Below are 23113 nucleotides of genomic sequence, written 5' to 3'. Positions count from 1 at the left end.
TCACCCCACCCGGTACACGCTCAACGCCACGTGGTCCGGCGCCCGGGCCCCGGTGGCGAGGAACAGGCTGGTCTGCATCCAGGCGAGGTGCGGCGCCGCGGTCTCGAACCGGGGCGCGGTGCGGAAATAGATCAGCGCCGGATCGACCGGCTCACCCCTTCGCAGGCGCTCCAGCGCCTCCGGCGGCCCGAAGCGCAGGCCCGTATTCTCGACGTAGATCAGGGCGCCATCCTCGGCCTCGATCACGTAGCGGGCGTGGAGCTGGGTGAGCCCGTCTGCCGCGATGGTCTGGTAATCGGCCCCGCCGGGCACGACCCGCCCGGACAGGGCGGGACCCGACACGGTGCCGCCGGTGATGGCGACGACACGGCGGGCGCCGGCGACCGTGACGCCGACCTCGACCGGCACCGCGACGCCGATGCGGGCGTCGAAGACGTGCTCGAGAGCGGGCGGGGGAAGCCTCACGGCTTGCCCTTGACCAGCGGGCAGTCGCTCTCGGAGAGCGGCCGGAAGGCGTCGTCGCCGGGCAGCGTCGCGACCCGCTCCATCACGTCCCACTCCCCCTTCGATTCCTCCGGGCGCTTGACCCGGAACAGCGACACGTCGCGGATCACCCGCCCGTCCGGCCGCAGACGGCCGCCCCGCGTCATGAAGTCGTCGATCGGGGTCTCGCGCATCTTCGCCATGACGGGCTCGGCCGCGTCGGTGCCGGCAGCCTTCACGGCTTTCAGGTAATGCATCACCGCCGAGTAGACCCCGGCCTGGTAGCTGTTCGGCATCGCCCGCTGGCGATCGTAGAAGCGCTTGGCGAAAGCGCGGGTGGCGTCGTCGGTGTCCCAGTAGAACGCCTCCGAGAGGTAGAGCCCGCCCGCGACCGTCAAGCCCAGCGCGTGGACGTCGACCACCGTCATGTAGAAGCCGGCGAGCTTCTGACGCCCGCCGAGCACCCCGAACTCGGAGGCCTGCTTGACCGCGTTGATGGCGTCGCCGCCGACGTTGAACAGCGCGATCACCCCGGCGCCCGAGGCCTGCGCCTGCAGGATCTGCGACGACAGGTCGGGCGAGAGCAGGGGGTGGAAGACCTGGCCGGCGACCTTGCCGCCGCCCTTGGTCACCACCGGCGTCACGTCGGCGACGAAGGACTTTCCGAGCGTGATGTCGGCGACGACGTAGAACCAGCTCTTCTCGCCTGCCTCCACCAGGGGCTTGGCGATGGCCCGCGCCAGCGCATGAGTGTCGATGACCCAGAGCGCGCCGTTCGCTGAACATTGCGCCCCGGTGATCACCGTCGAGCCCGATCCCGTGATGAGGGCGAGCCGGCCCTTCTCCTTCGCCAGCGCCTGGACGCCGAGCGCGATCGCCGAGTTGTCGAGGTCGGTGATCATGTCGACCCCCTCGACGTCGTACCAGCGCCGGGCGAGGGTGCTCGCCACGTCCGGCTTGCTCTGGTGGTCGGCGGCGACGATCTCGATCGGCTTGCCGAGCACGGTGGGCCCGAAATCCTCGACCGCCAGGCGCGCCGCCGTGACGCTGCCGGTGCCGTAATTGTCGGCCATCGCGGTCGACATGTCGGCGAGCACGCCGATCTTGACGCGATCGCCGGAGACGGCGCCCTCCGCACCGGCGACGACCGGCGCGAAGGCGATCAGGCCCGCGAGGAGGGCGGAGCGGAGGGCGCGCATCGTGCCGACCCCCGTCAGACGGCCTTGAGGCCGAGGATCTCCCGGGCCTCCGCCGGGCTCGCCGGTTCGTGGTTGAGTTCCTTGATGATCCGCACCGTGCGGGCGACGAGCTGCTCGTTGGTGGCGAGCTGGCCGCGGGAATAGTAGTTGTTGTCCTCGAGCCCGACCCGGACATGGCCGCCGAGCAGGATGGCCTGCGTGGTCGCCGGCAGCTGCGCCGGGCCGATGCCGGAGACGCAGAAGATCGATTGCGGCGGCAGCATCCGGATCATCGCCGCCAGGATGTCGTGCGAGTAGGGCATCGCGCCCTGGAAGCCCTTGTCGGCGCCGAGCACCATGTTGATGTAGTAGGGCGGCTTGTCGTAGCCCTTCTCGATCAGCCGGGTCACGTCCTGCAGGATGTGCTGGGGCCCGAACACCTCCCATTCCGGCTTGATGCCGCGCTCCTGCATGCGCTTGGCCAGGGCCTCGCAGCGGCTCGGCGTGGTGACCACCAGGATCTCGCGGCCGCCATGCACGTCCGCGAAGGTCATCCCGTCGAAGGTCGCCATCTCGGCGCCGGCCTCGCAGCCCTTCAGCCGCTCCTCGAAGCTCGATTCGAACAGCCCGTCGGGGCGCGGCACCAGCATGTCGCCGCTCGAGCCGCCGCCGGTCGAGTTGTTGAGGATGATGTCGCAGCGCTCGCGGATGCGCCGGTTGATGTCGCGGTAGATCTCGTCGTTGCAGGTCGCCTCGTCGTCGGGCCGGCGGGCATGGAGCGCCGCGATCGCCGCCCCCTCCTTCCAGGACTTGTGCACCGACTCGGCGATCTCGCCGGGCTGGGTCGGCAGGTTGGGATTCTGCGCCTTCGAGGCCATGCCGCCCGTCGGCGCCACCGTCACGATCACCTTGGCCATGTTGTCCTCCCTGTTTGGGTTGGTCGGGATTGGGCTACGGCAGGCTCGGCGCGTCGCGCTTCTGCCGGACGAGATCGACGAGCAGCCGGTCGCGCTCGGCCACCATCGCGTCGAGGTCGCGCCCGGCCAGCGCCTCGTCGAGGCCGCGGACCAGGGTCTGCTTCAGCTCAGGGGTCAGGCGCGGGTCGCCGAGATCGGCCCACATCGCTTCCATCAGCGGCCCGAGATGGTCGAGGGTGTGGGCGAGCCCCCCGGGGCCGCCCGAGAGGTGATTCAGCAGGCACGGCCCCATCAGGGACCAGCGCAGGCCCGGCCCGTGGGCGATCGCCGCGTCGATGTCGGCGACCGTGGCGGCGCCGGTGCCGACGAGGTGGAACGCCTCGCGCCAGAGCGCCGCCTGGAGCCGGTTGGCGACGTGGCCGACGAGCTCGCGCCGCAGGCGGATCGGCCGCTTGCCGATCCGCTCGTAGAAGGCCGTCGCCGCCGCGACCGCGCCCTCATGGGTCTGAGCGCCGCCCAGGACCTCAACCAGCGGCACCAGGTGGGGCGGGTTGAAGGGATGGCCGAGGACGACCCGATCCGGATGGCGGCAGGCGGTCTGAACCGCGCTCGGGGTGAGGCCGGAGGAACTCGTCGCCAGCACCACGTCGGGCGCCGCTGCCGCATCGAGGCGCCGATACGTCTCGCGCTTGATCTCCAGGCGCTCGGGCCCGTTCTCCTGCACGAAGTCGGCGCCCTCCGCTGCCTCTTCCGGCCCGGCCACGAAGGTCAGTCGCTCCGGCGAGGCACCGGCGCTGAGGCCGATCGCTTCGAGGATCGGCCAGTGCCGGGCGACCGTCTCGCGCAGACGGTCTTCGGCGCCGGGAGCCGGATCGGTGGCGACGACGTCGAGGCCGGAGCCCAGGAACTGCGACACCCACGACGCTCCGATGACGCCGGTGCCGATCACCGCCACCCGCCCGATGGCCGTGCGATAACCGCCGGCCGGTCCGCTCGCGTCGTCCATCGCGGCGCCCTCCCTGATCGGGCCTGCTGTCAGGGCTTGTCGCCCGATTGACCCGTTGAGATAGTTATATCACATTACAAATCAGGTTTGGCAATCCGGCGCGAACAGGCCGGAGCGAGAATCGGAGGAGCGCCGATATGGCGGAGGACCTGTCGGGCCTCGGCACCGAGTCCCTGGTCGTCACGCGGCGGGACGCGGTGGCGATCGTGACCCTGAACCGCCCGCACAAGCGCAATGCCCTCGACGACGGCATGGTGCTGGGGCTGGAGCGCATCGCCCGCGGCTTGCCCGACGACGTGCGGGCGCTGGTGATCGCGGCCGAGGGCCCGCATTTCTGCGCCGGGCTCGACCTCGCCGAGCTGACCGAGCGCGACGCGCCCGCCGGCATGCTGCATTCGCGGATGTGGCACCGGGCCTTCCACGAGATCGAGTTCGGCCGGGTGCCGGTGGTGGCGGCGCTGAAAGGGGCGGTGATCGGCGGCGGGCTGGAGCTGGCGCTCTCGGCCCACCTGCGGGTGGCCGAGTCGTCCGCCTTTTACGCCCTGCCGGAGGGCCAGCGCGGCATCTTCGTCGGCGGCGGCGCCTCTGTGCGGCTGCCGCGGCTGATCGGCGTCTCGCGGATGCGCGACATGATGCTGACCGGCCGCGTCCACGACGCCGAGAGCGGCGAGCGGCTGGGCCTCTCGCACTACGTCGTGCCGGCAGGGGAGGGGCTAGAACGGGCGATCGCCCTCGCCGCCCGCGCGGCCGAGAACGCGCCGCTCACCAACTACGCCCTGATCCACGCCCTGCCGCGCATCGCCGAGGCCGACCCGGCGACGGGCTACCTCACCGAGGCCCTGATGACCGCGGTGGCGCAAAGCGACGCCGAGGCCAAGCGCCGCCTGGCTGAGTTCCTGGAAGGGCGGGCGAAGAAGGTGAGGGAATAGCTCAGGACCCGCACCGCATCCTGGATCCCTCCGCGTCATTCCGGGGCCGCGAAGCAGAGCCCGGACCCCGAAGGGGCGCGAAGCGCAATCCAGACACTCAGGACGTTCAGGATGGGGCGGAACACGCCCGACTCATCCGGTACCACCCGCGGTTCTGGATCTCGGGCTCCGATGCGCGGCCCCGGGATGACCCTGAGAAGGGGAAGCGAAGGGGGTAATAAGTAAGGCGCTGTTCCCCTCTCCCATGTGGGAGAGGGTTTAGGGGTGAAGGTGCGACGGTTCTAAGTCGAACTCAGACTGTTCCGCTGCCAGCACGACGCTCAGCGCTTTACACTGAAGCGTTCCACCCTCACCCCTACCCCTCTCCCAGCCGAGAGAGGGGATCTCTCGTCTTCTTCGACCTCGTTTTAACAGAGTAAAGCGCTCCGAAGACTTCATACGCACTCCAAAGAACCCGGCACCAAGACCGGCCGCCCTACCCACGGAGGAAACCATGTCCCGCCACGCCGTCCGCCGGCTCGCCCCGGCCCTCGCCGCCCTTCTGTCGCTGCTCGCTCCCGCCGCCGCCGCCGAGCGGCCCGTGAAGATCGGAGTGCTCAACGACATGTCGGGCCCCTATGCCGACTATCAGGGCCAGGGCTCGGTCATCGCCGCCCAGCTCGCCATCGAGGATTTCGCGAAGCAGGCCGGGCGGCCGGTCGAGCTGGTCTCGGCCGACCACCAGAACAAGACCGATATCGGCGCCTCGATCGCCCGGCGCTGGTTCGACCAGGACGGCGTCGACCTGATCGTCGACGTGCCGAACTCCGCCGTGGCGCTGGCCGTCGCAAACCTGGCGCGGGAGAAGAACAAGGTGTTCATCGGCTCGGGCGCCGGCACCGCCGAGCTGACCGGCAAGCAATGCTCGCCCAACACCGTGCACTGGACCTACGACACCTGGTCGCTCGGCCACGCGCTCGCCAAGGCACTGGTGCAGCAGGGCGGCAAGTCCTGGTACTTCCTCACCGCCGACTACACCTTCGGCAAGGACCTCGAAGGCTCGGCCGCCGAGGAGGTGAAGGCCATGGGCGGCAGCGTGAAGGGAGCGTCACGCCACCCGCTCGGCACCGCCGACTTCTCGTCCTTCCTGCTCCAGGCGCAGGGCTCGGGCGCCGACGTGATCGGGCTGGCGAATGCCGGCGACGACACCTCGAACGCCCTCAAGCAGGCGGCCGAGTTCGGCATCGCCCCGGCCCAGCGCCTCGCCGGGCTGATCCTCAACATCACCAACATGCCGGCGCTCGGCCTCAAGGCGACGCAGGGCGTCTACATCGTCACGCCCTATTACTGGGACCTCAACGACGGCACCCGCGCCTTCGCGGCGCGCTACGCTGCCCGCCACCCGCGCCACGCCATGCCGAACGACATGCAGGCCGGAATCTACTCGGCGGTGGAGCATTACCTGAAGGCCGTCAGTACCGTGAAGGAGGCCGGCGACGGCCGCGCGGTGGTGGCGGCGATGAAGGCGATGCCGACCGACGATCCGATCTTCGGCCCCGGCCGCATCCGCGAGGACGGGCGGAAGCTCCACCCGATGTACCTCCTCACCACCAAGACCCCGGCCGAGAGCAAGGGCGGCTGGGACTACTTCAAACCGGTGCGCACCGTGCCGGCCGAGGAGGCCTGGCGCCCGCTCTCCGAGGGCGGCTGCCCGCTGGTGAAGGGGTGAGGCGATGACGACGCATCGTTTCGTCGCGCGGGACGACGGCAGCCTGCTGGTCACCGCGACCGCCCCTCTGCCGCCCTATCCCGAGCGTCTGACCGCGCACCTGACCCGCCACGCCGCCGAGGCGCCGGACCGGCCGTTCCTGGTCCGGCGCGGGCCGGACGGGGTGTTCGAGCCCCTGACCTACGGGGCGGCACTCGAATCCGTCGAGCGGATCGCCGCGTCCCTGCTCACGCGGAACCTCTCGGCCGAGCGGCCGGTGATGATCCTGTCCGGCAACGGCTTCGAGCACGCGCTGATCTCGCTCGCCGCCCTCCATGTCGGCATCGCGGTGGCGCCGGTCTCGCCGGCTTACTCCACCGTGTCGCAGGACCATGCCCGTCTGCGGGCGATCGTGGAGCTGCTCACCCCCGGCCTCGTCTTCGCCGCCGAGGGCGCGGTCTACGCCCCGGCCATCGCGGCGGCGGTCCCGGCAGGGACCGAGGTGGTGGTCGCCGACGGCGCCGAGATCGGCCGGCCCGCGACGCCGTTCAGGGAGCTGATGCAGGCTCACGATCCCGAGGCCGTCGCGGCCGCCCACGCGGCGGTCGCGCCCGAAACGGTGGCGAAGCTCCTGTTCACCTCCGGCTCCACCGGCGTGCCGAAGGCGGTGGTGAACACCCACCGGATGCTCGGCTCCAACCAGGCGATGCTGCAGGCGCGCTTCCCGGCGCTCGCGGCCGAGCCGCCCGTGATGGTCGACTGGCTGCCCTGGCACCACACCTTCGGCGGCAACCACAACTTCAACCTGGTGCTGGCGAATGGCGGCACCCTCACCATCGACGAGGGCCGGCCGACCCCCGGCGGCATCCGGGAGACCGTGCGCGCCTTGCGCGAGGTGGCCCCCACCCTCTACCTCACGGTGCCGAAGGGCTTCGAGGCGCTGGTGCCGCACCTGCGCGACGACGCCGAACTCCGAAAGACTTTCTTCAGCCGGCTCCAGGTCACCTTCTTCGCCGCCGCCGGCCTGCCGCAGCCGGTCTGGGACGCCATCGACGACCTCGCCCGGCAAACGATCGGCCGGACGGTGCCGATGGTGACGGGGCTCGGGGCCACCGAGACCGCGCCGCTCGCCCTCGTCACCGACGACCGTCCGGCGAAGGCCGGCCAGGTCGGCCTTCCGGCGCCCGGGGTCGAGCTGAAGGTCGCGCCCGTCGGCACCAAGCGCGAGGCGCGGGTGAGGGGGCCGAACGTCACCCCCGGCTACTGGCGCCGGCCGGACCTGACCGCGTCGGCCTTCGACGAGGAGGGGTTCTACCGCCTCGGCGACGCCCTGGTGCCGGTCGATTCCAGCGATCTCCAGCGCGGCTTCACCTTCGACGGCCGCCTCAACGAGGATTTCAAGCTCACCACCGGGGTCTGGGTCAGCGTCGGCCCCCTGCGGGCCGCCTTCCTCGACGCGTTCCAGCCGCTGGTGCGCGACGTCGCCATCGCGGGCGAGGCGCGCGACGAGGTCGCGGCCCTGGTCTTCCCCGACCTCGCCGCCTGCCGCACCCTTTGCGGGGCGGCGGGCGACGATGCCGCCATCCTCGCCCACCCGGCTTTGCGGCGGGATTTCGCCCGGCGCCTCGCGGCCTTCGCGCGGAAGGCCACCGGCTCGTCCAACCGCATCGCCCGGCTCCTGCTGCTCGCTGAACCACCGGCCCTCGACCGCGACGAGGTGACCGACAAGGGCTCGATCAACCAGCGCGGCGTCCTGCGCAACCGGGCGGACGCCGTCGCCCGCCTCTACGCCGAACCCTACGCTCCCGACGTCATCATCCCGGAGACCGCATGACCCCGCCGACGCAAGACCAGGTCGTCGATCACGAGGGCTTCACCCATACCCGCACCCTGACGGTGGAATGGGGTCATTGCGACCCCGCCGGCATCGTGTTCAACCCGCGCTTCTTCGACTTCTTCGACTGGTCGACGGCGCTCCTGTGCGCGGCCGCGACCGGGCTGCCGAAGGCCGGGATGCTCGCCCGCTACGACCTCCTCGGCATCCCGCTGGTCGAGACCGGGGCGCGCTTCCTCAAGCCCTCGCGCTACGGCGACCAGGTCGAGATCGTCTCGACGGTGGTGGATGTCGGCCGGTCGAGCTTCGCGGTACGCCACCGCCTGCTCAATGCCGGGGACCTCGCCGTCGAGGGCCGCGAGCGCCGGGTCTGGGCCGGCCGCCACCCCGACGACCCGGCCCGGATGAAGGCGGCGCCGATCCCGGAGGAGCTGGTGCGGCGGTTCCGGGGAGAGTGAGGATCAGTCGGTCTCCTCCGCCCCCTCATCCCCCGCCACGTCCCGCGCGCCCTGTTCGAGGCGGCGCAGCAGCCCGAGGAGCGCGGCCCGCTCCTCCGGGCTCAGGAACGCGGCGATGCGCTCCTCGTGGGCAGCCTCGCGGCGGTGCAGCTCGGCCATCAGCGCCTCGCCGTCCCGGGTGAGGAAGAGGGACTGCGAGCGGCGATCCGTCGGGTCGGGCTCGCGGCGCACCAGGCCGCGGGCCTCCAGCTCGTCGAGGAGCGGGCCGATATTCGCCCGCTTGATCCCGATCGCCGCGCCGACCTGGCTCGGCCGCGAGCCCGGGCTGCCTTCGATCACGGTGAGCACGCCGAGCTGGCTCTGGCGCACGTCGAGATCGGCGAACAGCTCGACGAAGCTGCGGGAGACCGCGACCTGCGCCCGCCGCAGGGTGTAGCCGATCAGGCCTTCGAGGCGGGCGAGGCCCGGGGTGTCATCACTCGGCAACGCTGGACGGGCCCCTGTCTCGGCCGTGAACCTGTCCCGCCACCTGCCCGCGATCGGGCCCGGGCGCAAGCGGGGAGGCCGCGCGCCCGGGCGCTGCGTTCAGCCCGCCGCCCGGCCCTCCCGGTCCCACGCGTCCTCGACCTCGAGCGACCGCGTGTCCCGCTTGCAGGTGGCGAGCGCGGCGTCGCGCCCGTCCTCCCGGTAGGTGACGGCGAAATCGCCCTTGCTCACGTCGCCCTCGACCTGGGTCTCCTCCGCCGAGCCGGCATGGCCCACGTAGCGCAGGCTGGTGCCGTAATGGCCGCTCCAGAAGAACGGCGTCTCGGCGAAGGGCGCCGCCTCGCCCAAGGTCGCCCCTGCCAGGAGGGCGCGGGCGACGTGCTGGCCCTGGCGCTGGGCGTGGACCCAGTGCTCGACCCGCAGGCGCCGGTCGCTGCGCGGATCCGGATAGGATGCGACGTCGCCGATCGCGTAGATCCCGGAGGCGGAGGCGGCGAGAGTCGCGTCGACCGCGATGCCGCCGCCCTCGTCCTTCTGCGCCAGCGTCAGGCCGGCGGCCTCGGCGAGGTCGGTGCGGGGCGAGACGCCGGTGCCGAGCACGACGAGATCGGCCTCGATCCGGCTGCCGTCGTCGAGGGTCAGCGCCGTCCCGTCGAAGCCCGTCGCCTCGCGGCCGAGGCGGAAGGTCACGCCCTTGTCCTCGTGCAGGCCTTGGACGAAGCGGCCGACCGCCTCGCCGAGGACACGCGCCAGCGGCACCGCATCGGGCGCCACCACCGTGACGACCTTCTCGCGGGCCACCATCGCGGCGGCGACTTCGAGGCCGATGAAGCTCGCTCCCACCACCGCGACGCTGCGGGCGGTCTCGGTCGCCGCGATCAGCGCGTCGGCGTCGGCGAGGCTGCGCAGGGTGTGGACGTTCGGACGCTCGAAGCCCGGCACGTCCGGCCGCTGCGGCGCGGCGCCCGTCGCGATCACCAGGGCGTCGTAGGGCAGCCGCTCGCCGCCCGCGGTCGCGATCTCCTGCGCGTCGAGATCGAGGGAGACCACCCGGTCGCGCAGGAGGCGGGGCCCGTCGCCGCCGTAGAAGCCCTCGGGGGCGAGCCGCGTCGTCTCGCGCTTCGCCTTGCCGGAGAGGTACTGCTTCGAGCAGAAGGTGCGGTCGTAGGGCGGATCGGGATCGTCGCTCACCAGGGTGACGGCGGTGCCGTGGCCGGCCCGGGCCAGCCACTCGGCGCAGGCATGCCCGCCGGCCCCGCCGCCGATGATGACCACCTTGCCGGGATTCCTCGTCGCGGGCCTGACCGCGGCTTTGCGCCGTCCGGTCACGGTGATGCGGCCGTCGCGCTCCTCGGCGCGGTAGCACGGCAGCGGGTCGAAGGCCGGGGCGCCGACGGCCTCGCCGGTCTCCAGGCTGAAGCGGGCATGGTGCCAGGGGCAGCGCACCTCCCCGTCAGCGACGATCCCCTTGGCGAGCGGCGCGCCGAGATGGGTGCAACGGGCGCCGATCGCCCGCACCTGGCCGTCGCGGCGCAGGAGCAGCACCTTGTCCTCACCGAGCGTGCCCTCGAGCATCGCCCCCTCGGGCAGGTCGTCCGACGGGATGCCGCTCGCGAAATCCGGCTTGTCCTGCGAATCCTTGTCGGCCATGGCCTGCCTCTTCGTCAGCGGATGCGTCGTCGGCAGGAAACGCGCGGGTGCCGTAACGGTGCCTCACCCGATGCCGTCGATGTGCAGCAAGAGGCGCTTCGGGCCGCGCAGGGAGGCGCCGGGCCGGTAGGGGGGCGGGTCCTCGGCGAGGCGGGGGGCGCTCAGCCGGGCGGCGAGCGCGGTCAGGGCGGCCTCGGCCTCGATCCGGGCGAGCGGCGCGCCGACGCAGTAATGCAGCGCGCCGCCGAAGCCGAAATGCTGGTTGTCCTCCCGGTCGGGGTCGAACCGGTCGGGGTGGGGGAAGCGCGCCGGGTCGCGGTTGCCGGCGGCGAAGAGCAGCACCAGGGGCGCGCCTTCCGGGATCACCGTGCCGGCGACCGGGATCGGGGCCCGTGTGAGCCGCGTGCGGAAATGCACCGGCGGCTCGTAGCGCAGGAGCTCCTCGATCACCCGGGGCGCCCGCTCCGGGTCGGCGCGCAGGCGCGCGAACTCGGCGGGGTGACGCAGCAGCGTCAGCATGCCGTTGGTGATCAGGTTCACGGTGGTCTCGTGCCCGGCGATCAGCAGCAGGATCGCGGTGGCGACGAGGTCGGGATCGCTCATCCGCCCGGCTTGCCCGTCCTTCGCGGTGGCGAGCCCTGAGAGCAGGTCGTCGGCCGGTGCCCGGCGCTTCTCGCGGATCAGGTCGCGCATGTACGCCGCGATGGCGTCGAAGGTCTCGGTGTTGCGGGCGCGCAACTCCTCGTCGTGGCGGCTCTCGGGCTCCAGGGCCGTGGCGAGCTGCGTCGCCCAGGCATGGAAGCGCGGTTCGTCCTCCCGCGGCACGCCGAGCAGGTCGCAGATCACCGTGACGGGGAGCGGATAGGCGAGGTCATCGACGAGGTCGAACGTCCGGCGGCCGGCGCACCGGTCCAGGCACTCGGCCACCAGGCTTTCCGTCCGCCGCTTCATGCCCCGCACCCGGGCGATCGTGAACTGCCCCATCACCTGGCGGCGCAAGGTGCCGTGGTCGGGCGGATCGCGGAAGATGAAGGGGCGATGGCGGTCGGTGATCCAGTCCTTCAGCGGGTTGACGATCCAGTCCTTGACCGGGTTGCCGGTGGGCGGGTGCTCGGCCGGCGGCAGATCCTCCGAGCTGACCCGCGGATCATGAAGGAGCGCGCGGATCGCCGCGTGTCCGCTCGCCACCCAGGTGCCGTCGTCCTGGCGCGCCACCGGATGCGCGCGCAGGCGGGCATAGAGCGGGTAGGGATCGGCGCGGTTCGCCGGATCGCGGGCTGTCGCGAACAGGGTGCCATCGGGTGCGTCGGTCATGATGGGCCTTCAGGGATCAGGCGGCCTCATGGGCCGGAAGGCCCGGCGGCATCGGCTCCGGCCTCGGCTGGTCGGCGCCGCCGGTGATCGGCGGAAAGAGCGCGCCGTCCCGGATCGGGCCTTCGTAGGCCGGCAGCCAGCGCCCGGCATTGACCGAGACCGCCGCGACCGTGCGGCCGGCCCGGCCATAGACTGCCAGGAACCGGCCGGTTCTCGGGCTGCCTTGCACGATCGCCACCGCGTCGGCCCCCTCGGTGAGGCCCAGCGACTTGATGTTGAGCCCGAACTGGCTCGACCAGAAGGCCGGCAGCTCGCCATAGGGCTCCACGGAATCCGGCCCGTCCAGCATCGCCCGGGCGGCGTGCGCAGCTTGCGCGACGGCGTTGCCCCAATGCTCCAGGGCGACCGGGCGGTTGCCGTAGAGCGGATGGGGGAAGCGCGCCACGTCGCCGGCGGCGAAGATGCCTGGGACCGGCCGGCCCGCCGCGTCGAGGGCGCGGCAGGCGCCGTCGCAGGACAGCCCGCCCTCGTCGGCATCGAGGCCGGCGCCGGCGAGCCACCCGGTGTTGCGCACGGCGCCCAACGCCACCACGACGAGATCGGCCTCGATCGTGCCGCCCCCCTCGAGCCGGGCGCGCCGCACCGCGCGATCACCCTCGAGATGCGTCACCCGGGCGCCCAGCCGGACATCGACCCCCGCCGCCTCCATCCGCCCGGCGACGAAGCCACCGATGACGCTGCCGAGCGCCCCGGCGAGGGGCGCCGGCGCCGGATCGACCACCGTGACCGGGAGGCCGAGGGCGCGGATGCTGGACGCCGCCTCGCAGCCGATAAAGCCGGCGCCGAGGATCAGCACCCGTCCCGGCCGCGCCGCGAGGCCTGCCGCCAGGGCCGTCGCGTCGTCCCGGCTCCGCAAGGTGTGAACGCCTGCGAGCCGCGCCTCCCCGGGCATCGGCCAGGGCCGGGCACGGGCCCCGGTGGCGATCAGCAGGCGGTCGAACGCGACGCGCCCGCCATCCGCCAGGTGGAGCGCCCGGCCGTCCCGGTCGAGACCGAGCGCCGGCGTGCCGAGGCGCCATTCGGCCCGAAGCGCGCCGACGCCCGGCAGGGTGGTGGCGCCGGGCGGGATCTCGCCGGTGAGGACGTGCTTCGAGAGAGGAGGGCGGTCGTAGGGCGGATGGGGCTCGTCGCCGACGACGACCAGGCGGCCGGTAAATCCGTTCGCCCGCAGGGCTTCCGCCCCGCGCAAACCCGCGAGCGAGGCGCCGGCGATCACGATCGTCCCGTCCCTCATGCCGGACGCTCCGTCGGCGCATCCTCATGCTCGACCCGGATGGCGCGGACCGGGCAGGCCTGCACCGCCCGATCGACCGCCGCGCGGTCCGAGGCGGGCGGCGCCGGGTCGTAGACCAGGATCTCGTCGCCCCGCAGCACGAAGCGCTCCGGCGCCGCGTAGCAGCACTGGGCATAGGCCTGGCAGCGGTTCAGATCGACGACGACGCGCATCCAGGACTCCCCCGCCAGCTTCCCGGTATCCGGCGGGAGAACCGCGGCGGCCCGGCCGGGTTCCGGCGACGCCGCCGCCCGATCGGGCAGCATGGAGGTCGATTCCGCATGCGCTTGTTACGTCAACCGGTTGGTCCCTCCGAGTTCGTGATTTTTATCAACAAATAATCCTTGCCTTTTTGGTCACCGCGAACTTAAGGATATGACACCGATTTTCAGTGATTCACAGAGCGTGCCGGGATGGACGAGACCGCTAGCACTCACAATGAGATCGTCACGCTGACGGCTGATATCATCTCTGCCTATGTCAGCAGCAACCATCTGCAGAGCGCCGAGTTGCCGAAGCTGATCTCCGATGTCTATGGTGCGCTGAACGAGATGGCGCGAGGGAGCAAAGCTCCCCCCGAGCCGGTCCATCCCAAGGCGACGTCGAGCGAGATCCGCCGCTCGATCACCCATGACTTCCTGATCAGCTTCGAGGACGGCAAGTCGTACAAGACCCTGCGCCGCCATCTCACCCTGCGCGGCCTGACGCCCGAGGCCTACCGCCAGAAGTGGGGCCTGCCCCACGACTACCCGATGACCTCGGCGAGCTATTCGGAGCAGCGCTCCGAGCTGGCCCGCTCGCTCGGCCTCGGCCAGCAGCGCCGCCGCTCTGTGCGGAACGAGGAGGCGGCGGAGGAGGCAGTCGAGGTGTTCGCCCCCGAGGCGGCGGCCGAAGCAGCGGTCGCGCCCGAGACCTCGAGCGAGAGCAAGCCGCGCCGCGGCCGCCGCGGCGCCTGAGGCGCCGGCACGGGATTCTGCGCCTCGGCCGGCGGAATGCCGGGACACGTTCAGGGTGAGACCGGCGCGGGAGTCGCGTCGAACGAGTCCCATGCCGGCCGTCGTGGCGCCCGCGCACCTCAACCCCTTGGCAGCTCAACCCCCTGGCGCTGCGACGGCCAGGGCCGTGAAGGCACGGGCCACCGCGACGGCGCCCGGATCCTCCACCCCGGCGAGGTCGGTGGCGGCGAGGTAGCTCGACCGGCCGGTGCCGGCGCGGGTCATCCGGGCGGTGGCGGCGGCTCCCGCTTCAGCCGCCCGCGCCGCCGCGGTGACGCCGCCCATGGGCAGGGCCGCGAGGGCCGGCACCAGGGCATCCAGCAGGGTACGGTCGCCGGGCCGTGCGCCGCCATGGGCCTGGAGCCGCTCCGCACCGCGGGCCAGGGCCTCCGGCCAGCGCATCCCGTCGGCGAGGCCGGAGCCAGCGGCGGAAAAGAAGATCGACATCAGCACCCCGCTCGATCCGCCGGCCACCCGCGCGAGGCGGTCGGAGAGCGCGCGGCACAGGGCAGCGGGGTCGGCCTGCGGCAGCCGATCGAGATCGGCGAGCACGGCGCGGGCCGCCGACGCGAAGGTGGTACCGGTGTCGCCGTCCCCGACCCGCGCGTCGAGGGCGTTGAGCGCCGCTTCCGCCCCGATCAGCGCCGTACAGACCGCGGTGATCGCCCGCGTCACGGCGGGATCCTGCGAGGGGGAGGCGGCGGGGCCCTGCTGCGCAAGGCGGTCGGGCAGCGCCCGCGTCGTCGGCGCCACCACCGGAACCGTCCGCGGCCAAGCCGGGACCTCGGTCGCGGCAGTGAGCGCGTCCTCCGTCGCGGCGTCGAGGGGCAGCAGCGAGAGCGAGGCGCCGTGCATGTCGAGGGCGGTCATCGCGGCGGCCGGCCCCAGGAGCAGGCGCACCCGCGCCCCCAGCGGCGTGGCCAGCACCGCACCTGTCAGCACCTGCATCTCCAGGGCCGTGGTGCCGCCGAGATTGTTGACGAGGAGGGCGAGCGGCCCGCCGCCCGGAAGGGCCTCGGCGAGGCGCGCCGTCATCAGGCCGGCGAGGTCGGCGGCCGGCGGCAGGGCGATGCGCTCGATGCCGGGCTCGCCGTGGATGCCGAGGCCGAGCTCGGCCTGCCCCGGAGCGAGGCGGGATTCCGCCACCCCGCCCGGCATCGTGCAACCCGAGACCGCGATACCGAGGGACTTGACCCCGGCGGCCGTCGCCCGCGCGGCCGCGGCGACCTCGGCCAGGGGCCGGCCGCTTTCCGCGGCGTGGCCCGCCACCTTGTGCACCAGGAGCGTGCCGGCGATGCCCCGGGGTTGCGCCGCACCTGGGATCGCGACGTCGTCGGCGACCGTGACGGTCTCGACGGACAGGCCCAGAGCCCGGGCGCGCTCGGCGGCGAGCCCGAAATTCAGCCGGTCGCCGGCGTAGTTCTTGATGATGACGAGACAGCCCGCCGGCCCGGTCACCGCCAGGATGCCCGCCAGCACCGCGTCGACGGAGGGCGAGGCGAACACGTCGCCGCAGACCGCCGCGGTGAGGAGGCCGCGCCCGACGAAGCCCGCATGGGCCGGCTCGTGACCCGAACCGCCGCCCGAGACGACCGCGACGCGGTCGGCCTGCCAGTCGGCCCGCAGCACGACCCGGATCGCGCGATCGCCGTCGAGGCGGGCGAGCCGCCCGCCGCTGCCCTTGACGAGGCCGTCCACCGCCTCCGCCACCAGGGCGGCGCGGTCGTTGATGAAGTGGGCCATCCGGTCGGTCCTCCCCTGGCAGCTTGGCTGCCCCTCCTTGGCCGCGAGTCCTTGGCCGCGGATCCCTGGTCGCGGATCCCTGGTCGCGACTCGGCGGCAGCGCGGCCGATCCTGCCAAAAGCGCGGCCGGTCCGCCATGGCCGGGCAGATGCCCGCGGAAGGCGCCGAACGGCTTTGCCGAATCGGCCGCTTCGGGCCATAAGATGCGAATCGTCCGGGCCGGTGCTTCCCCTGCGCCACGGGCGCCGCGCGGTGCCCGGACCGAATGTCGGGACCCGCCGGGGCAGTGTCGCCGCGGTGCGGGCCCGACCTTACCCAAATGAACCCCCACAAGGTGAACCCCCACAAGGTGAGCCCGCCGCCACGCCGATGAGTGACCCCCTTCCGTTCCTGGCCGGCGGCGGCCGCGCGGCCGCGATGATCCGTGCGCGCGACTGGTCCGGTCACCCGCTCGGGCCTCCAGAGACCTGGCCGGAGGCCCTGCGCACGGCGCTCAGCCTGGTGCTGAACTCGCCCGAGAGCATGATCCTGGCCTGGGGGCCGGACCTGCATTTCTTCTTCAACGAGACCTATTTCCCGCTGCTCGGCCCCCGGCTCGACTGGGCGATGGGCGAGCGCTTCGACCGGGTCTGGGCCGATGGCTGGGAGCAGGCCAGGCCCATCATCGAGGACGCCTTCGCGGGCCGCAGCCGGCGCTTCGTCGACCTCCCGTGGAAGCTCGGCACCGACCGGGGCGAGGCCGAGACCTGGTGGACCTTCTCCTACTCGCGAGTCGTCGACGGCGAGGGGCGCGTCGCCGGCTTGTTCATTCTCACCAACGAGACCACCGCCCAGGTGATCGCGGCGCAGCGCCTGCGGGAGAGCGAGGCGATCGCCCGGGAGAACATCGAGCGGGTCCAGCTCGCGCTCGCGGCCGGCGCGATCATCGGCACCTGGTTCTGGGACCTGCCGAACGACCGCTTCACCATCGACGAGGCCTTCGCCCGCAGCTTCGGCCTCGATCCGAAGCTCGGCCGCGAGGGTCTGAGCCTGGAGCAGGTGATCGAGACGGTGCATCCCGACGATCGGGCCGGGCTGATCGCGGCGATCGACGCGGTGGTGATCCGCGGCGGCGCCTATGCCCACCAGTACCGCACCCGGCGCGCCGACGGTCAGTATTACTGGCTCGAGGCGAATGGGCGGGTCGACCACGCGCCCGACGGCACGCCGCTGAGCTTCCCGGGCGTGCTCATCGACGTGGACGAGCGCCGCGCCGTCGAGGCGGAGCGCGACCGCGCCACCACGATGCTGCGGGCGCTGACCGAGACGCTGGAGCAGCAGGTGGCCGAGCGCACCGCCGAGCTGATGCGGGCCGAGGCGGCGCTGCGCCAGTCGCAGAAGATGGAGGCGGTGGGCCAGTTGACGGGCGGCATCGCCCACGACTTCAACAACCTGCTCGCCGGCATCTCGGGCTCGCTGGAGCTGATGCAGACCCGCATCGGCCAGGGACGGCTCAAGGATGTCGACCGCTACATGGCGGCCGCGCAGGGAGCCGCCAGGCGTGCCGCCGCGCTCACGCACCGGCTCCTCGCCTTCTCGCGCCGCCAGACGCTCGCCCCGAGGCCTACCGACGTCAACCACCTGGTGGCCGGGATGGAGGAGCTGATCCGGCGCACCGTCGGGCCGGCGATCGAGATCGCGGTCGAGGGCGCCCCCGACCTCTGGACCGTCCTCGTCGACCCGCCGCAGCTCGAGAACGCGCTCCTCAACCTCTGCCTCAATGCCCGCGACGCGATGCCGGAAGGCGGGCGCATCGCGATCGAGACCGCGAACCTGCGCCTCGACGCGGCGGCGGCGCGCGCCCACGACATCCCGCCCGGCGACTACCTGTCGCTCTGCGTGACCGATACCGGCACCGGCATGGCGCCCGAGGTGATCGCCCGGGTGTTCGAGCCGTTCTTCACCACCAAGCCGATCGGCCAGGGCACCGGCCTCGGCCTGTCGATGATCTACGGCTTCACCCAGCAATCGGGCGGGCAGGTGCGGATCGCCTCGGAGGTCGGCCGCGGCACCCGGGTGTGCATCACCCTGCCGCGCCACCACGGCGCCTGCGAGACGGAGGCTGCGCACGCGACCCTCGCGGAGGCGCCCCGGGCGGAACGGGGCGAGACGGTGCTGATCGTCGACGACGAGCCGACCGTGCGCATGCTGGTGACCGAGGTGCTGGAGGATCTCGGCTACACGGCGATCGAGGCGGCCGACGGCGTGGCCGGCCTCACGGTGCTGCAATCGGACGTGCGCATCGACCTTGTCGTCACCGATGTCGGCCTGCCCGGCGGCATGAACGGGCGCCAGATGGCCGATGCCGGCCGCGCGCTGCGGCCCGGCCTGAAGGTGCTGTTCATCACCGGCTACGCCGAGACCGCGGCGCTCGGCACCGGGCAGTTCGAGCCCGGCATGCAGGTGCTGACGAAACCCTTCGCGGTCGAGGCTCTGGCCCTGTGCATCCGCGAGATGCTGGCCCGGCCGTGAGACGCGGGATCCTGCGGCCCTCTGACACGGGATTACACAGCGTTAGGGGGCGTTAACGGCGCCGTGCTTCAAGGGGCGAAAGGCCCACGATCGTCTGGGACACAACATGTTCGCCTCCGCGCGCCGCTCCAGCACTGCCGCCAAGCTCGATGCCATCGAGCGCTCCCAGGCCACCGTGACCTTCGGGCTCGACGGGACGCTGATCGAGGCGAACGAGAATTTCCTCCGGCTGATGGGCTACCGCCTCGACGAGGTGCGCGGGCGCCACCACCGCCTGTTCGTCGATCAGTCCGAGGCGGCGGACCCCGCCTACGAGGCGTTCTGGGCGTCGCTGCGCCGGGGCGAGTTCCAGAGCGCCGAGTACCGGCGCCTGGCCAAGGGCGGGCGCGAGGTCTGGATCCGCGCCAGCTACAATCCGGTGCTCGATGCCCGCGGCCGGCCGGTCCGGATCGTGAAGTTCGCCCTCGACATCACCGCCGAGAAGCAGGCGGCGGCGGACGCGGCCGGCCAGATCACCGCGATCAACCGCTCGCAGGCGGTGATCCACTTCGCTCCCGACGGAACGATCCTCGACGCCAACCCACATTTCCTCGCGGTGCTGGGCTACGGCCTGGACGAGATCGTCGGTCGCCATCACCGCCTGTTCGTGACCGGGGACGAGGCCGACGGCGCGGAATACCGCGCCTTCTGGGCCCGGCTCGCCCGCGGCGAGTACCAGACGGGCGAGTTCAGGCGGCGGGCGAAGGACGGCACCGACATCTGGATCCAGGCGACCTACAACCCGATCCTCGACGCGGCCGGGCGCACGCTCAGAATCGTCAAGTACGCCTCCGACATCACCGCCGCCAAGCAGCACGCCGCCGACACCGCCGGCAAGATCGAGGCGGCGCTCCGCTCGCAGGCGGTGATCGAGTTCGACATGGACGGCACCATCCTCGATGCCAACGGCCATTTCCTGAAGGCGATGGGCTACGGCCTCGACGAGATCCTCGGCCGTCACCACCGCCTGTTCGTCTCCCCCGACTACGCCGAGAGCCAGAGCTACGCCGAGTTCTGGGAGTCCTTGCGCGCCGGGCGCTACGCGTCCGCCGTCTACCAGCGCCTCGGCAAGGGCGGCCGGGAGGTGTGGATCCAGGCCACCTACACGCCCGTCCTCGACCTCAACGGGCGCCCCTGCAAGGTGATCAAGTTCGCCACCGACGTCACCCACAGCATGAGCGTGCGGGCGCGGGCGATCGCGGCGGCCGAGCGGACCCTGACCCGCGTCCAGGCGGTGGCGGAGGCCTCCGAGGAGATGCACCGGACCTCGGTGTCGATCGCGACCCGAATGGGGCAGTCCCGTCAGGCCGTCGGCGAGATCCAGGAGCGGGTGGACGTGGCGGGCGCCGCCACCACGCGCCTCGACGCGGCCGCCCAGGCGATGAACGGCGTCGTCGAGGCGATCACGACGATCGCCGAGCAGATCAACCTGCTGGCGCTCAACGCCACGATCGAGGCGGCGCGGGCGGGTGTGGCCGGCCGCGGCTTCGCCGTGGTGGCGGCGGAGGTGAAGAACCTCGCCGGCCAGGCCAGCGCGGCGACCGGCCGGATCTCGGGCGAGATCTCCGCCATGCAGACCGTGTCGCACGAGGTCGCCGAGGCTTTGGGCTCGATCAGCGGCGCAGTCGACGCCGTCCAGGGCTTCATCGCCGAGACGGCGGCGGCGAGCGAGCACCAGCGCAGCACCACCGGCGAGGTCAGCACCAACGTCCAGACGACGGCCGCGGGCGTGGCCGAGATCGCCGGCAGCCTCGACGAGTGGATGGTCGGCATCGAGGAGCGGAGGGTCGACGAGCGGGTGCGCACCTCCTTGTCCGGCCGGGTCGTGCTGCCGCCGGGATCTGGGCCGGTGGAGACGATGCCCTGCCTCGTGCTCAACCTCTCCAAGTCCGGCGCCAAGCTCGCGCTCGAGCGCCCGATCCGGCTGACGCCCCGGATCGTGCTGCACGCCGAGGGCCAGCCGGAGCGCTCCTGCGAGGTGGTGCGCCAGCACGGCTGCGAGATCGGCATCCGCTTCGCAGAGTGACGCCGCGGAACAGAGTTTTCCTCGGGAAACCATCTCCTTAGCCGGCTTTTTCAGGGCGATCCCGCCGGGATGCGGTGGCAGAGGCCGGCAAATCGTGCTTGCTCCCGCCCGGGCCTTTGCGGCCCGCAAGATCTAACAATGGTTCCAGGGAGCGACCCGATGCCAACGCCCGCCAGCGATGCGGTGGCGGTGGAGGATGCCAGCCTCACCGCCTTCTACCGCGACATGACCCCGCCCGAGCGCCACACCTTCTGGGCCTGCGCCGCCGGCTGGGCCCTCGACGGCATGGACTTCATGATCTACCCGCTGGTGATCGGCACGATCATCAAGCTGTGGAGCGTGGACGCCGGCACCGCGGGCCTCGCCGCCACCGTGACGCTGCTGGCCTCGGCGCTCGGCGGCTGGCTCGCCGGCTACCTCGCCGACCGGATCGGCCGGGTGCTGACGCTGCAGATCACCATCCTGTGGTTCTCGTTCTTCTCGCTGGTCTGCGCCTTCGCGCAGGACTTCTCCCAGCTGCTGATCGCCCGGGCGCTGCTCGGCCTCGGCTTCGGCGGCGAGTGGGCAGCCGGAGCGGTGCTGATGGGCGAGACCATCCGGGCGCAGTATCGCGGCCGCGCCGTCGGCTCGGTCCAGTCGGGCTGGGCGATCGGCTGGGGCATGGCGGTGCTGGCCCAGGCCGTCCTGTTCTCGGTCCTGCCGCCGGAGACCGCCTGGCGCTGGATGTTCGTGATCGGCGCCGCGCCCGCCCTCCTCGTCTTCTACCTGCGCCGCTACGTCGAGGAGCCGAAGGTCGCCGCCGAGACCCGGGCCCGCGCCAAGGCCGCCGGCGACAGCCCGGCCATCTGGGAGATCTTCTCCGGCCCGCTCCTGCGCACCACGCTGCTCGCCTCGCTGATGTCGGCGGGCTGCCAGGGCGGCTACTACGCCATCACCACCTGGCTGCCGCGCTTCCTCACCACCGAGCGCGGCCTGTCGATCGTCTCGTCGACCGGCTACCTCGCCGCCCTGATCGTCGGCTCCTTCGCCGGCTATCTCGCCGGTGCCTGGCTCGCCGACCGCCTCGGACGGCGGCCGCTGTTCCTGATCTTCTCACTCGGCGCCATCGCGGTGGTCCTGGTCTACACGCAGCTGCCGCTCTCGAACGCGGTGCTGTGGGTGCTGGGCTTTCCCCTCGGCTTCTTCGCCTCGGGCTACTTCTCGGGCATGGGCGCCTTCCTGACCGAGCTCTACCCGACGCGCCTGCGCGGCTCGGGCCAGGGCTTCTGCTACAATTTCGGCCGCGGCATCGGTGCGCTGTTTCCGGCCCTCGTCGGCTACCTCTCGGCCGGCATGAGCCTGGCGAGTGCCATCGCGATCTTCGCCGCCATCGCCTACGGGGTGTTCTTCCTCACCGCCTACGCTCTTCCTGAAACCCGCGGAAAGGTGCTGCACGCCGATGCCTGAGATCCGCGACTGTCCCGGGCCCGCCCCGCATCCGCGCGGGCCCACCCGCTTCGCCGTCCCGGCGGGCGCGGTCGACACCCACGCCCACGTGATCGGGCTGCCCCCGGCCTATCCCTTCGTGGCGACGCGCAGCTACACCCCGCCGGAGGCGACGCCGGCGGCCTATCTCGGCATGCTCGACGCCACCGGCATGACCCACGGGGTGCTGATCCAGGTCAGCGTCCACGGCACCGACAACCGGCTGATGCTGGAGACCCTGCGGGCGCATCCGCGGCGCCTGCGCGGCATCGCGGTCATCCCCTTGGGCCTGCCCGAGGCGGAGCTGGCGGCGCTGAAGGAGGCCGGCGTCGTGGGCTTGCGTCTCAACGTGCTCTATGGCGGCGGGGTCGGCTTCGAGGCGGTGGAGGCCTACGGTGCGCTCTGCCGCGAGATGGGCTGGCACCTGCAATTCCTGATCGATGCCCGCAGCCTGCCGCCGCTGGCCGGACGCCTGAGCCGGCTGCCGGTGCCGTTCTGCATCGACCATATGGGCCATTTCCCGACCTCCTGCGGGGTCGAGGACGAGGGCTTCCGCACCCTGGTCTCGCTCGTGCGCGACGGCGCCTGGGTCAAGCTCTCGGGCGCCTACCGCAACTCCGTCGCCGGCCCTCCTTTCGCCGACACGGTGCCCTTCGCCCGCGCCCTGCACGACGCAGGTCCGGAGCGCTGCGTCTGGGGCTCGGACTGGCCGCACGTCTCGCATTGGGGGCCGATGATGAATGTCGGCGACCTCCTCGACCTCCTGGCCGAGTGGGTGCCGGACGAGGCCGACCGGCACCGGGTGCTGGTCGCGAATCCGGCGCGCCTGTACGGGTTCGGCGAGCCGGTCTGACGACGGCCGTCGGCAGGATGCGCTGACGCGTTCACGTCTCACCGCGTCATCCCGGGCTCCGCTGCGCGGCCCCGGGATGACGATGGGGGTTCTCAGGTCTGCGGAGCAGGTCAACGATCGCTTCGCTCAACATCCTTCTGCATGACCGGCATCGTGCTTGAAGTCCGTCGAGCGGCCCATCGTCCGCGACCGGGTACAGCGCCGCGC

General features: G+C 72.1%; 19 protein-coding genes. 9 read left to right on the top strand and 10 right to left on the bottom strand.

The annotated features are described in order from the left end of the window. From MFF64_RS07190 to MFF64_RS07175, 4 genes are read right to left on the bottom strand one after another with little or no spacing between them, the layout of a single operon-like run. Positions 1–465, bottom strand: a complete 465-nt coding sequence (locus MFF64_RS07190; protein WP_099906724.1) for a DUF3237 domain-containing protein — start codon at positions 463–465, stop codon at positions 1–3. Continuing rightward, positions 462–1682 (bottom strand): ABC transporter substrate-binding protein, encoded by a 1221-nt coding sequence (locus tag MFF64_RS07185; protein WP_238190231.1) that lies wholly within the window; start codon positions 1680–1682, stop codon positions 462–464. The genes MFF64_RS07190 and MFF64_RS07185 overlap by 4 nt, the downstream gene beginning before the upstream one ends. Before the next feature lie 14 nt (positions 1683–1696). After that, complete coding sequence (locus tag MFF64_RS07180) at positions 1697–2578, bottom strand: beta-keto acid cleavage family enzyme (RefSeq protein ID WP_099905393.1); 882 nt, start codon at positions 2576–2578, stop codon at positions 1697–1699. 34 nt (positions 2579–2612) lie between these two features. Continuing rightward, a complete protein-coding gene (locus tag MFF64_RS07175) occupies positions 2613–3584 on the bottom strand; it encodes a 3-hydroxyacyl-CoA dehydrogenase NAD-binding domain-containing protein (protein ID WP_099905394.1) in 972 nt (323 codons plus the stop codon). A gap of 137 nt (positions 3585–3721) precedes the next feature. On the opposite strand from MFF64_RS07175, the gene MFF64_RS07170 reads away from it, so the two are divergent. From MFF64_RS07170 to MFF64_RS07155, 4 genes are all read left to right on the top strand, one after another. Beyond that, positions 3722–4513, top strand: coding sequence for a crotonase/enoyl-CoA hydratase family protein (locus MFF64_RS07170; RefSeq protein WP_099905396.1), 792 nt, complete (start codon positions 3722–3724; stop codon positions 4511–4513). Between the two features lie 493 nt (positions 4514–5006). Further along, positions 5007–6221: an ABC transporter substrate-binding protein gene (locus MFF64_RS07165; protein ID WP_099905398.1), complete on the top strand. Its 1215-nt coding sequence runs from the start codon at positions 5007–5009 to the stop codon at positions 6219–6221. 4 nt (positions 6222–6225) lie between these two features. Beyond that, a complete protein-coding gene (locus MFF64_RS07160) occupies positions 6226–8034 on the top strand; it encodes a feruloyl-CoA synthase (RefSeq protein ID WP_238190229.1) in 1809 nt (602 codons plus the stop codon). Next, the gene (locus tag MFF64_RS07155) at positions 8031–8492 is read left to right on the top strand and encodes an acyl-CoA thioesterase (RefSeq protein ID WP_099900881.1); all 462 of its coding nucleotides are present in this window, start codon (positions 8031–8033) and stop codon (positions 8490–8492) included. Before MFF64_RS07160 ends, MFF64_RS07155 begins: the two co-directional genes overlap by 4 nt. A gap of 3 nt (positions 8493–8495) precedes the next feature. On the opposite strand, the gene MFF64_RS07150 is transcribed toward MFF64_RS07155, so the two are convergent. The 5 genes from MFF64_RS07150 to MFF64_RS07130 all read right to left on the bottom strand — a co-directional run bounded on the left by MFF64_RS07150 (position 8496) and on the right by MFF64_RS07130 (position 13448). Continuing rightward, complete coding sequence (locus MFF64_RS07150; RefSeq protein ID WP_238190227.1) at positions 8496–8978, bottom strand: MarR family winged helix-turn-helix transcriptional regulator; 483 nt, start codon at positions 8976–8978, stop codon at positions 8496–8498. 99 nt (positions 8979–9077) lie between these two features. Further along, positions 9078–10628, bottom strand: coding sequence for an FAD-dependent oxidoreductase (locus tag MFF64_RS07145; protein ID WP_099906923.1), 1551 nt, complete (start codon positions 10626–10628; stop codon positions 9078–9080). Positions 10629–10691: 63 nt separating this feature from the next. Further along, complete coding sequence (locus MFF64_RS07140; protein WP_099906920.1) at positions 10692–11942, bottom strand: cytochrome P450; 1251 nt, start codon at positions 11940–11942, stop codon at positions 10692–10694. A 16-nt stretch (positions 11943–11958) separates the two neighbouring features. Continuing rightward, complete coding sequence (locus tag MFF64_RS07135) at positions 11959–13236, bottom strand: NAD(P)/FAD-dependent oxidoreductase (protein WP_099906917.1); 1278 nt, start codon at positions 13234–13236, stop codon at positions 11959–11961. Further along, positions 13233–13448, bottom strand: coding sequence for a ferredoxin (locus tag MFF64_RS07130; RefSeq protein ID WP_099906926.1), 216 nt, complete (start codon positions 13446–13448; stop codon positions 13233–13235). The genes MFF64_RS07135 and MFF64_RS07130 overlap by 4 nt, the downstream gene beginning before the upstream one ends. Positions 13449–13688: 240 nt before the next feature. On the opposite strand from MFF64_RS07130, the gene MFF64_RS07125 reads away from it, so the two are divergent. Beyond that, positions 13689–14231: a Ros/MucR family transcriptional regulator gene (locus tag MFF64_RS07125; RefSeq protein ID WP_099906915.1), complete on the top strand. Its 543-nt coding sequence runs from the start codon at positions 13689–13691 to the stop codon at positions 14229–14231. A gap of 135 nt (positions 14232–14366) precedes the next feature. Here the strand turns inward: MFF64_RS07125 and MFF64_RS07120 are convergent, their stop codons facing one another. Beyond that, entirely contained in the window at positions 14367–16013 is a 1647-nt protein-coding gene (locus tag MFF64_RS07120; RefSeq protein WP_099906912.1) for a dihydroxyacetone kinase subunit DhaK, read from the bottom strand. Between the two features lie 369 nt (positions 16014–16382). Here MFF64_RS07120 and MFF64_RS07115 point away from each other — a divergent pair, with 369 nt between their 5' ends. The 4 genes from MFF64_RS07115 (at position 16383) to MFF64_RS07100 (ending at position 22906) form a co-directional block, all read left to right on the top strand. After that, positions 16383–18524, top strand: a complete 2142-nt coding sequence (locus MFF64_RS07115) for a hybrid sensor histidine kinase/response regulator (protein ID WP_238190225.1) — start codon at positions 16383–16385, stop codon at positions 18522–18524. Positions 18525–18630: 106 nt separating this feature from the next. After that, positions 18631–20589 carry a PAS domain-containing methyl-accepting chemotaxis protein gene (locus tag MFF64_RS07110; protein ID WP_099903636.1) on the top strand — a complete coding sequence of 653 codons (1959 nt, stop codon included), beginning with the start codon at positions 18631–18633 and terminating at the stop codon, positions 20587–20589. A 159-nt stretch (positions 20590–20748) separates the two neighbouring features. Then, positions 20749–22035, top strand: a complete 1287-nt coding sequence (locus MFF64_RS07105; RefSeq protein WP_238190223.1) for an MFS transporter — start codon at positions 20749–20751, stop codon at positions 22033–22035. Further along, positions 22028–22906, top strand: a complete 879-nt coding sequence (locus MFF64_RS07100; RefSeq protein ID WP_099906744.1) for an amidohydrolase family protein — start codon at positions 22028–22030, stop codon at positions 22904–22906. Before MFF64_RS07105 ends, MFF64_RS07100 begins: the two co-directional genes overlap by 8 nt. Positions 22907–23113 lie beyond the last annotated feature (207 nt).

It is taken from the genome of Methylobacterium frigidaeris (genome assembly GCF_022179185.1).
In the GTDB taxonomy this organism is placed as follows: Bacteria; Pseudomonadota; Alphaproteobacteria; order Rhizobiales; family Beijerinckiaceae; genus Methylobacterium; species Methylobacterium frigidaeris.
Note: the sequence above shows the minus strand (reverse complement) of the source record. Positions and strands in the feature narration are given on the sequence as shown.

What these genes read in the sequence shown, in the direction of transcription:
- MFF64_RS07185 (WP_238190231.1), bottom strand. Translation starts at nt 1,682, where the DNA reads ATGCGCGCCCTCCGCTCCGCCCTCCTCGCGGGCCTGATCGCCTTCGCG.
- MFF64_RS07170 (WP_099905396.1), top strand. Translation starts at nt 3,722, where the DNA reads ATGGCGGAGGACCTGTCGGGCCTCGGCACCGAGTCCCTGGTCGTCACG.
- MFF64_RS07140 (WP_099906920.1), bottom strand. Translation starts at nt 11,942, where the DNA reads ATGACCGACGCACCCGATGGCACCCTGTTCGCGACAGCCCGCGATCCG.
- MFF64_RS07160 (WP_238190229.1), top strand. Translation starts at nt 6,226, where the DNA reads ATGACGACGCATCGTTTCGTCGCGCGGGACGACGGCAGCCTGCTGGTC.
- MFF64_RS07110 (WP_099903636.1), top strand. Translation starts at nt 18,631, where the DNA reads ATGTTCGCCTCCGCGCGCCGCTCCAGCACTGCCGCCAAGCTCGATGCC.
- MFF64_RS07155 (WP_099900881.1), top strand. Translation starts at nt 8,031, where the DNA reads ATGACCCCGCCGACGCAAGACCAGGTCGTCGATCACGAGGGCTTCACC.
- MFF64_RS07145 (WP_099906923.1), bottom strand. Translation starts at nt 10,628, where the DNA reads ATGGCCGACAAGGATTCGCAGGACAAGCCGGATTTCGCGAGCGGCATC.
- MFF64_RS07135 (WP_099906917.1), bottom strand. Translation starts at nt 13,236, where the DNA reads ATGAGGGACGGGACGATCGTGATCGCCGGCGCCTCGCTCGCGGGTTTG.
- MFF64_RS07120 (WP_099906912.1), bottom strand. Translation starts at nt 16,013, where the DNA reads ATGGCCCACTTCATCAACGACCGCGCCGCCCTGGTGGCGGAGGCGGTG.
- MFF64_RS07125 (WP_099906915.1), top strand. Translation starts at nt 13,689, where the DNA reads ATGGACGAGACCGCTAGCACTCACAATGAGATCGTCACGCTGACGGCT.
- MFF64_RS07175 (WP_099905394.1), bottom strand. Translation starts at nt 3,584, where the DNA reads ATGGACGACGCGAGCGGACCGGCCGGCGGTTATCGCACGGCCATCGGG.
- MFF64_RS07100 (WP_099906744.1), top strand. Translation starts at nt 22,028, where the DNA reads ATGCCTGAGATCCGCGACTGTCCCGGGCCCGCCCCGCATCCGCGCGGG.
- MFF64_RS07165 (WP_099905398.1), top strand. Translation starts at nt 5,007, where the DNA reads ATGTCCCGCCACGCCGTCCGCCGGCTCGCCCCGGCCCTCGCCGCCCTT.
- MFF64_RS07115 (WP_238190225.1), top strand. Translation starts at nt 16,383, where the DNA reads ATGAGTGACCCCCTTCCGTTCCTGGCCGGCGGCGGCCGCGCGGCCGCG.
- MFF64_RS07180 (WP_099905393.1), bottom strand. Translation starts at nt 2,578, where the DNA reads ATGGCCAAGGTGATCGTGACGGTGGCGCCGACGGGCGGCATGGCCTCG.
- MFF64_RS07105 (WP_238190223.1), top strand. Translation starts at nt 20,749, where the DNA reads ATGCCAACGCCCGCCAGCGATGCGGTGGCGGTGGAGGATGCCAGCCTC.
- MFF64_RS07130 (WP_099906926.1), bottom strand. Translation starts at nt 13,448, where the DNA reads ATGCGCGTCGTCGTCGATCTGAACCGCTGCCAGGCCTATGCCCAGTGC.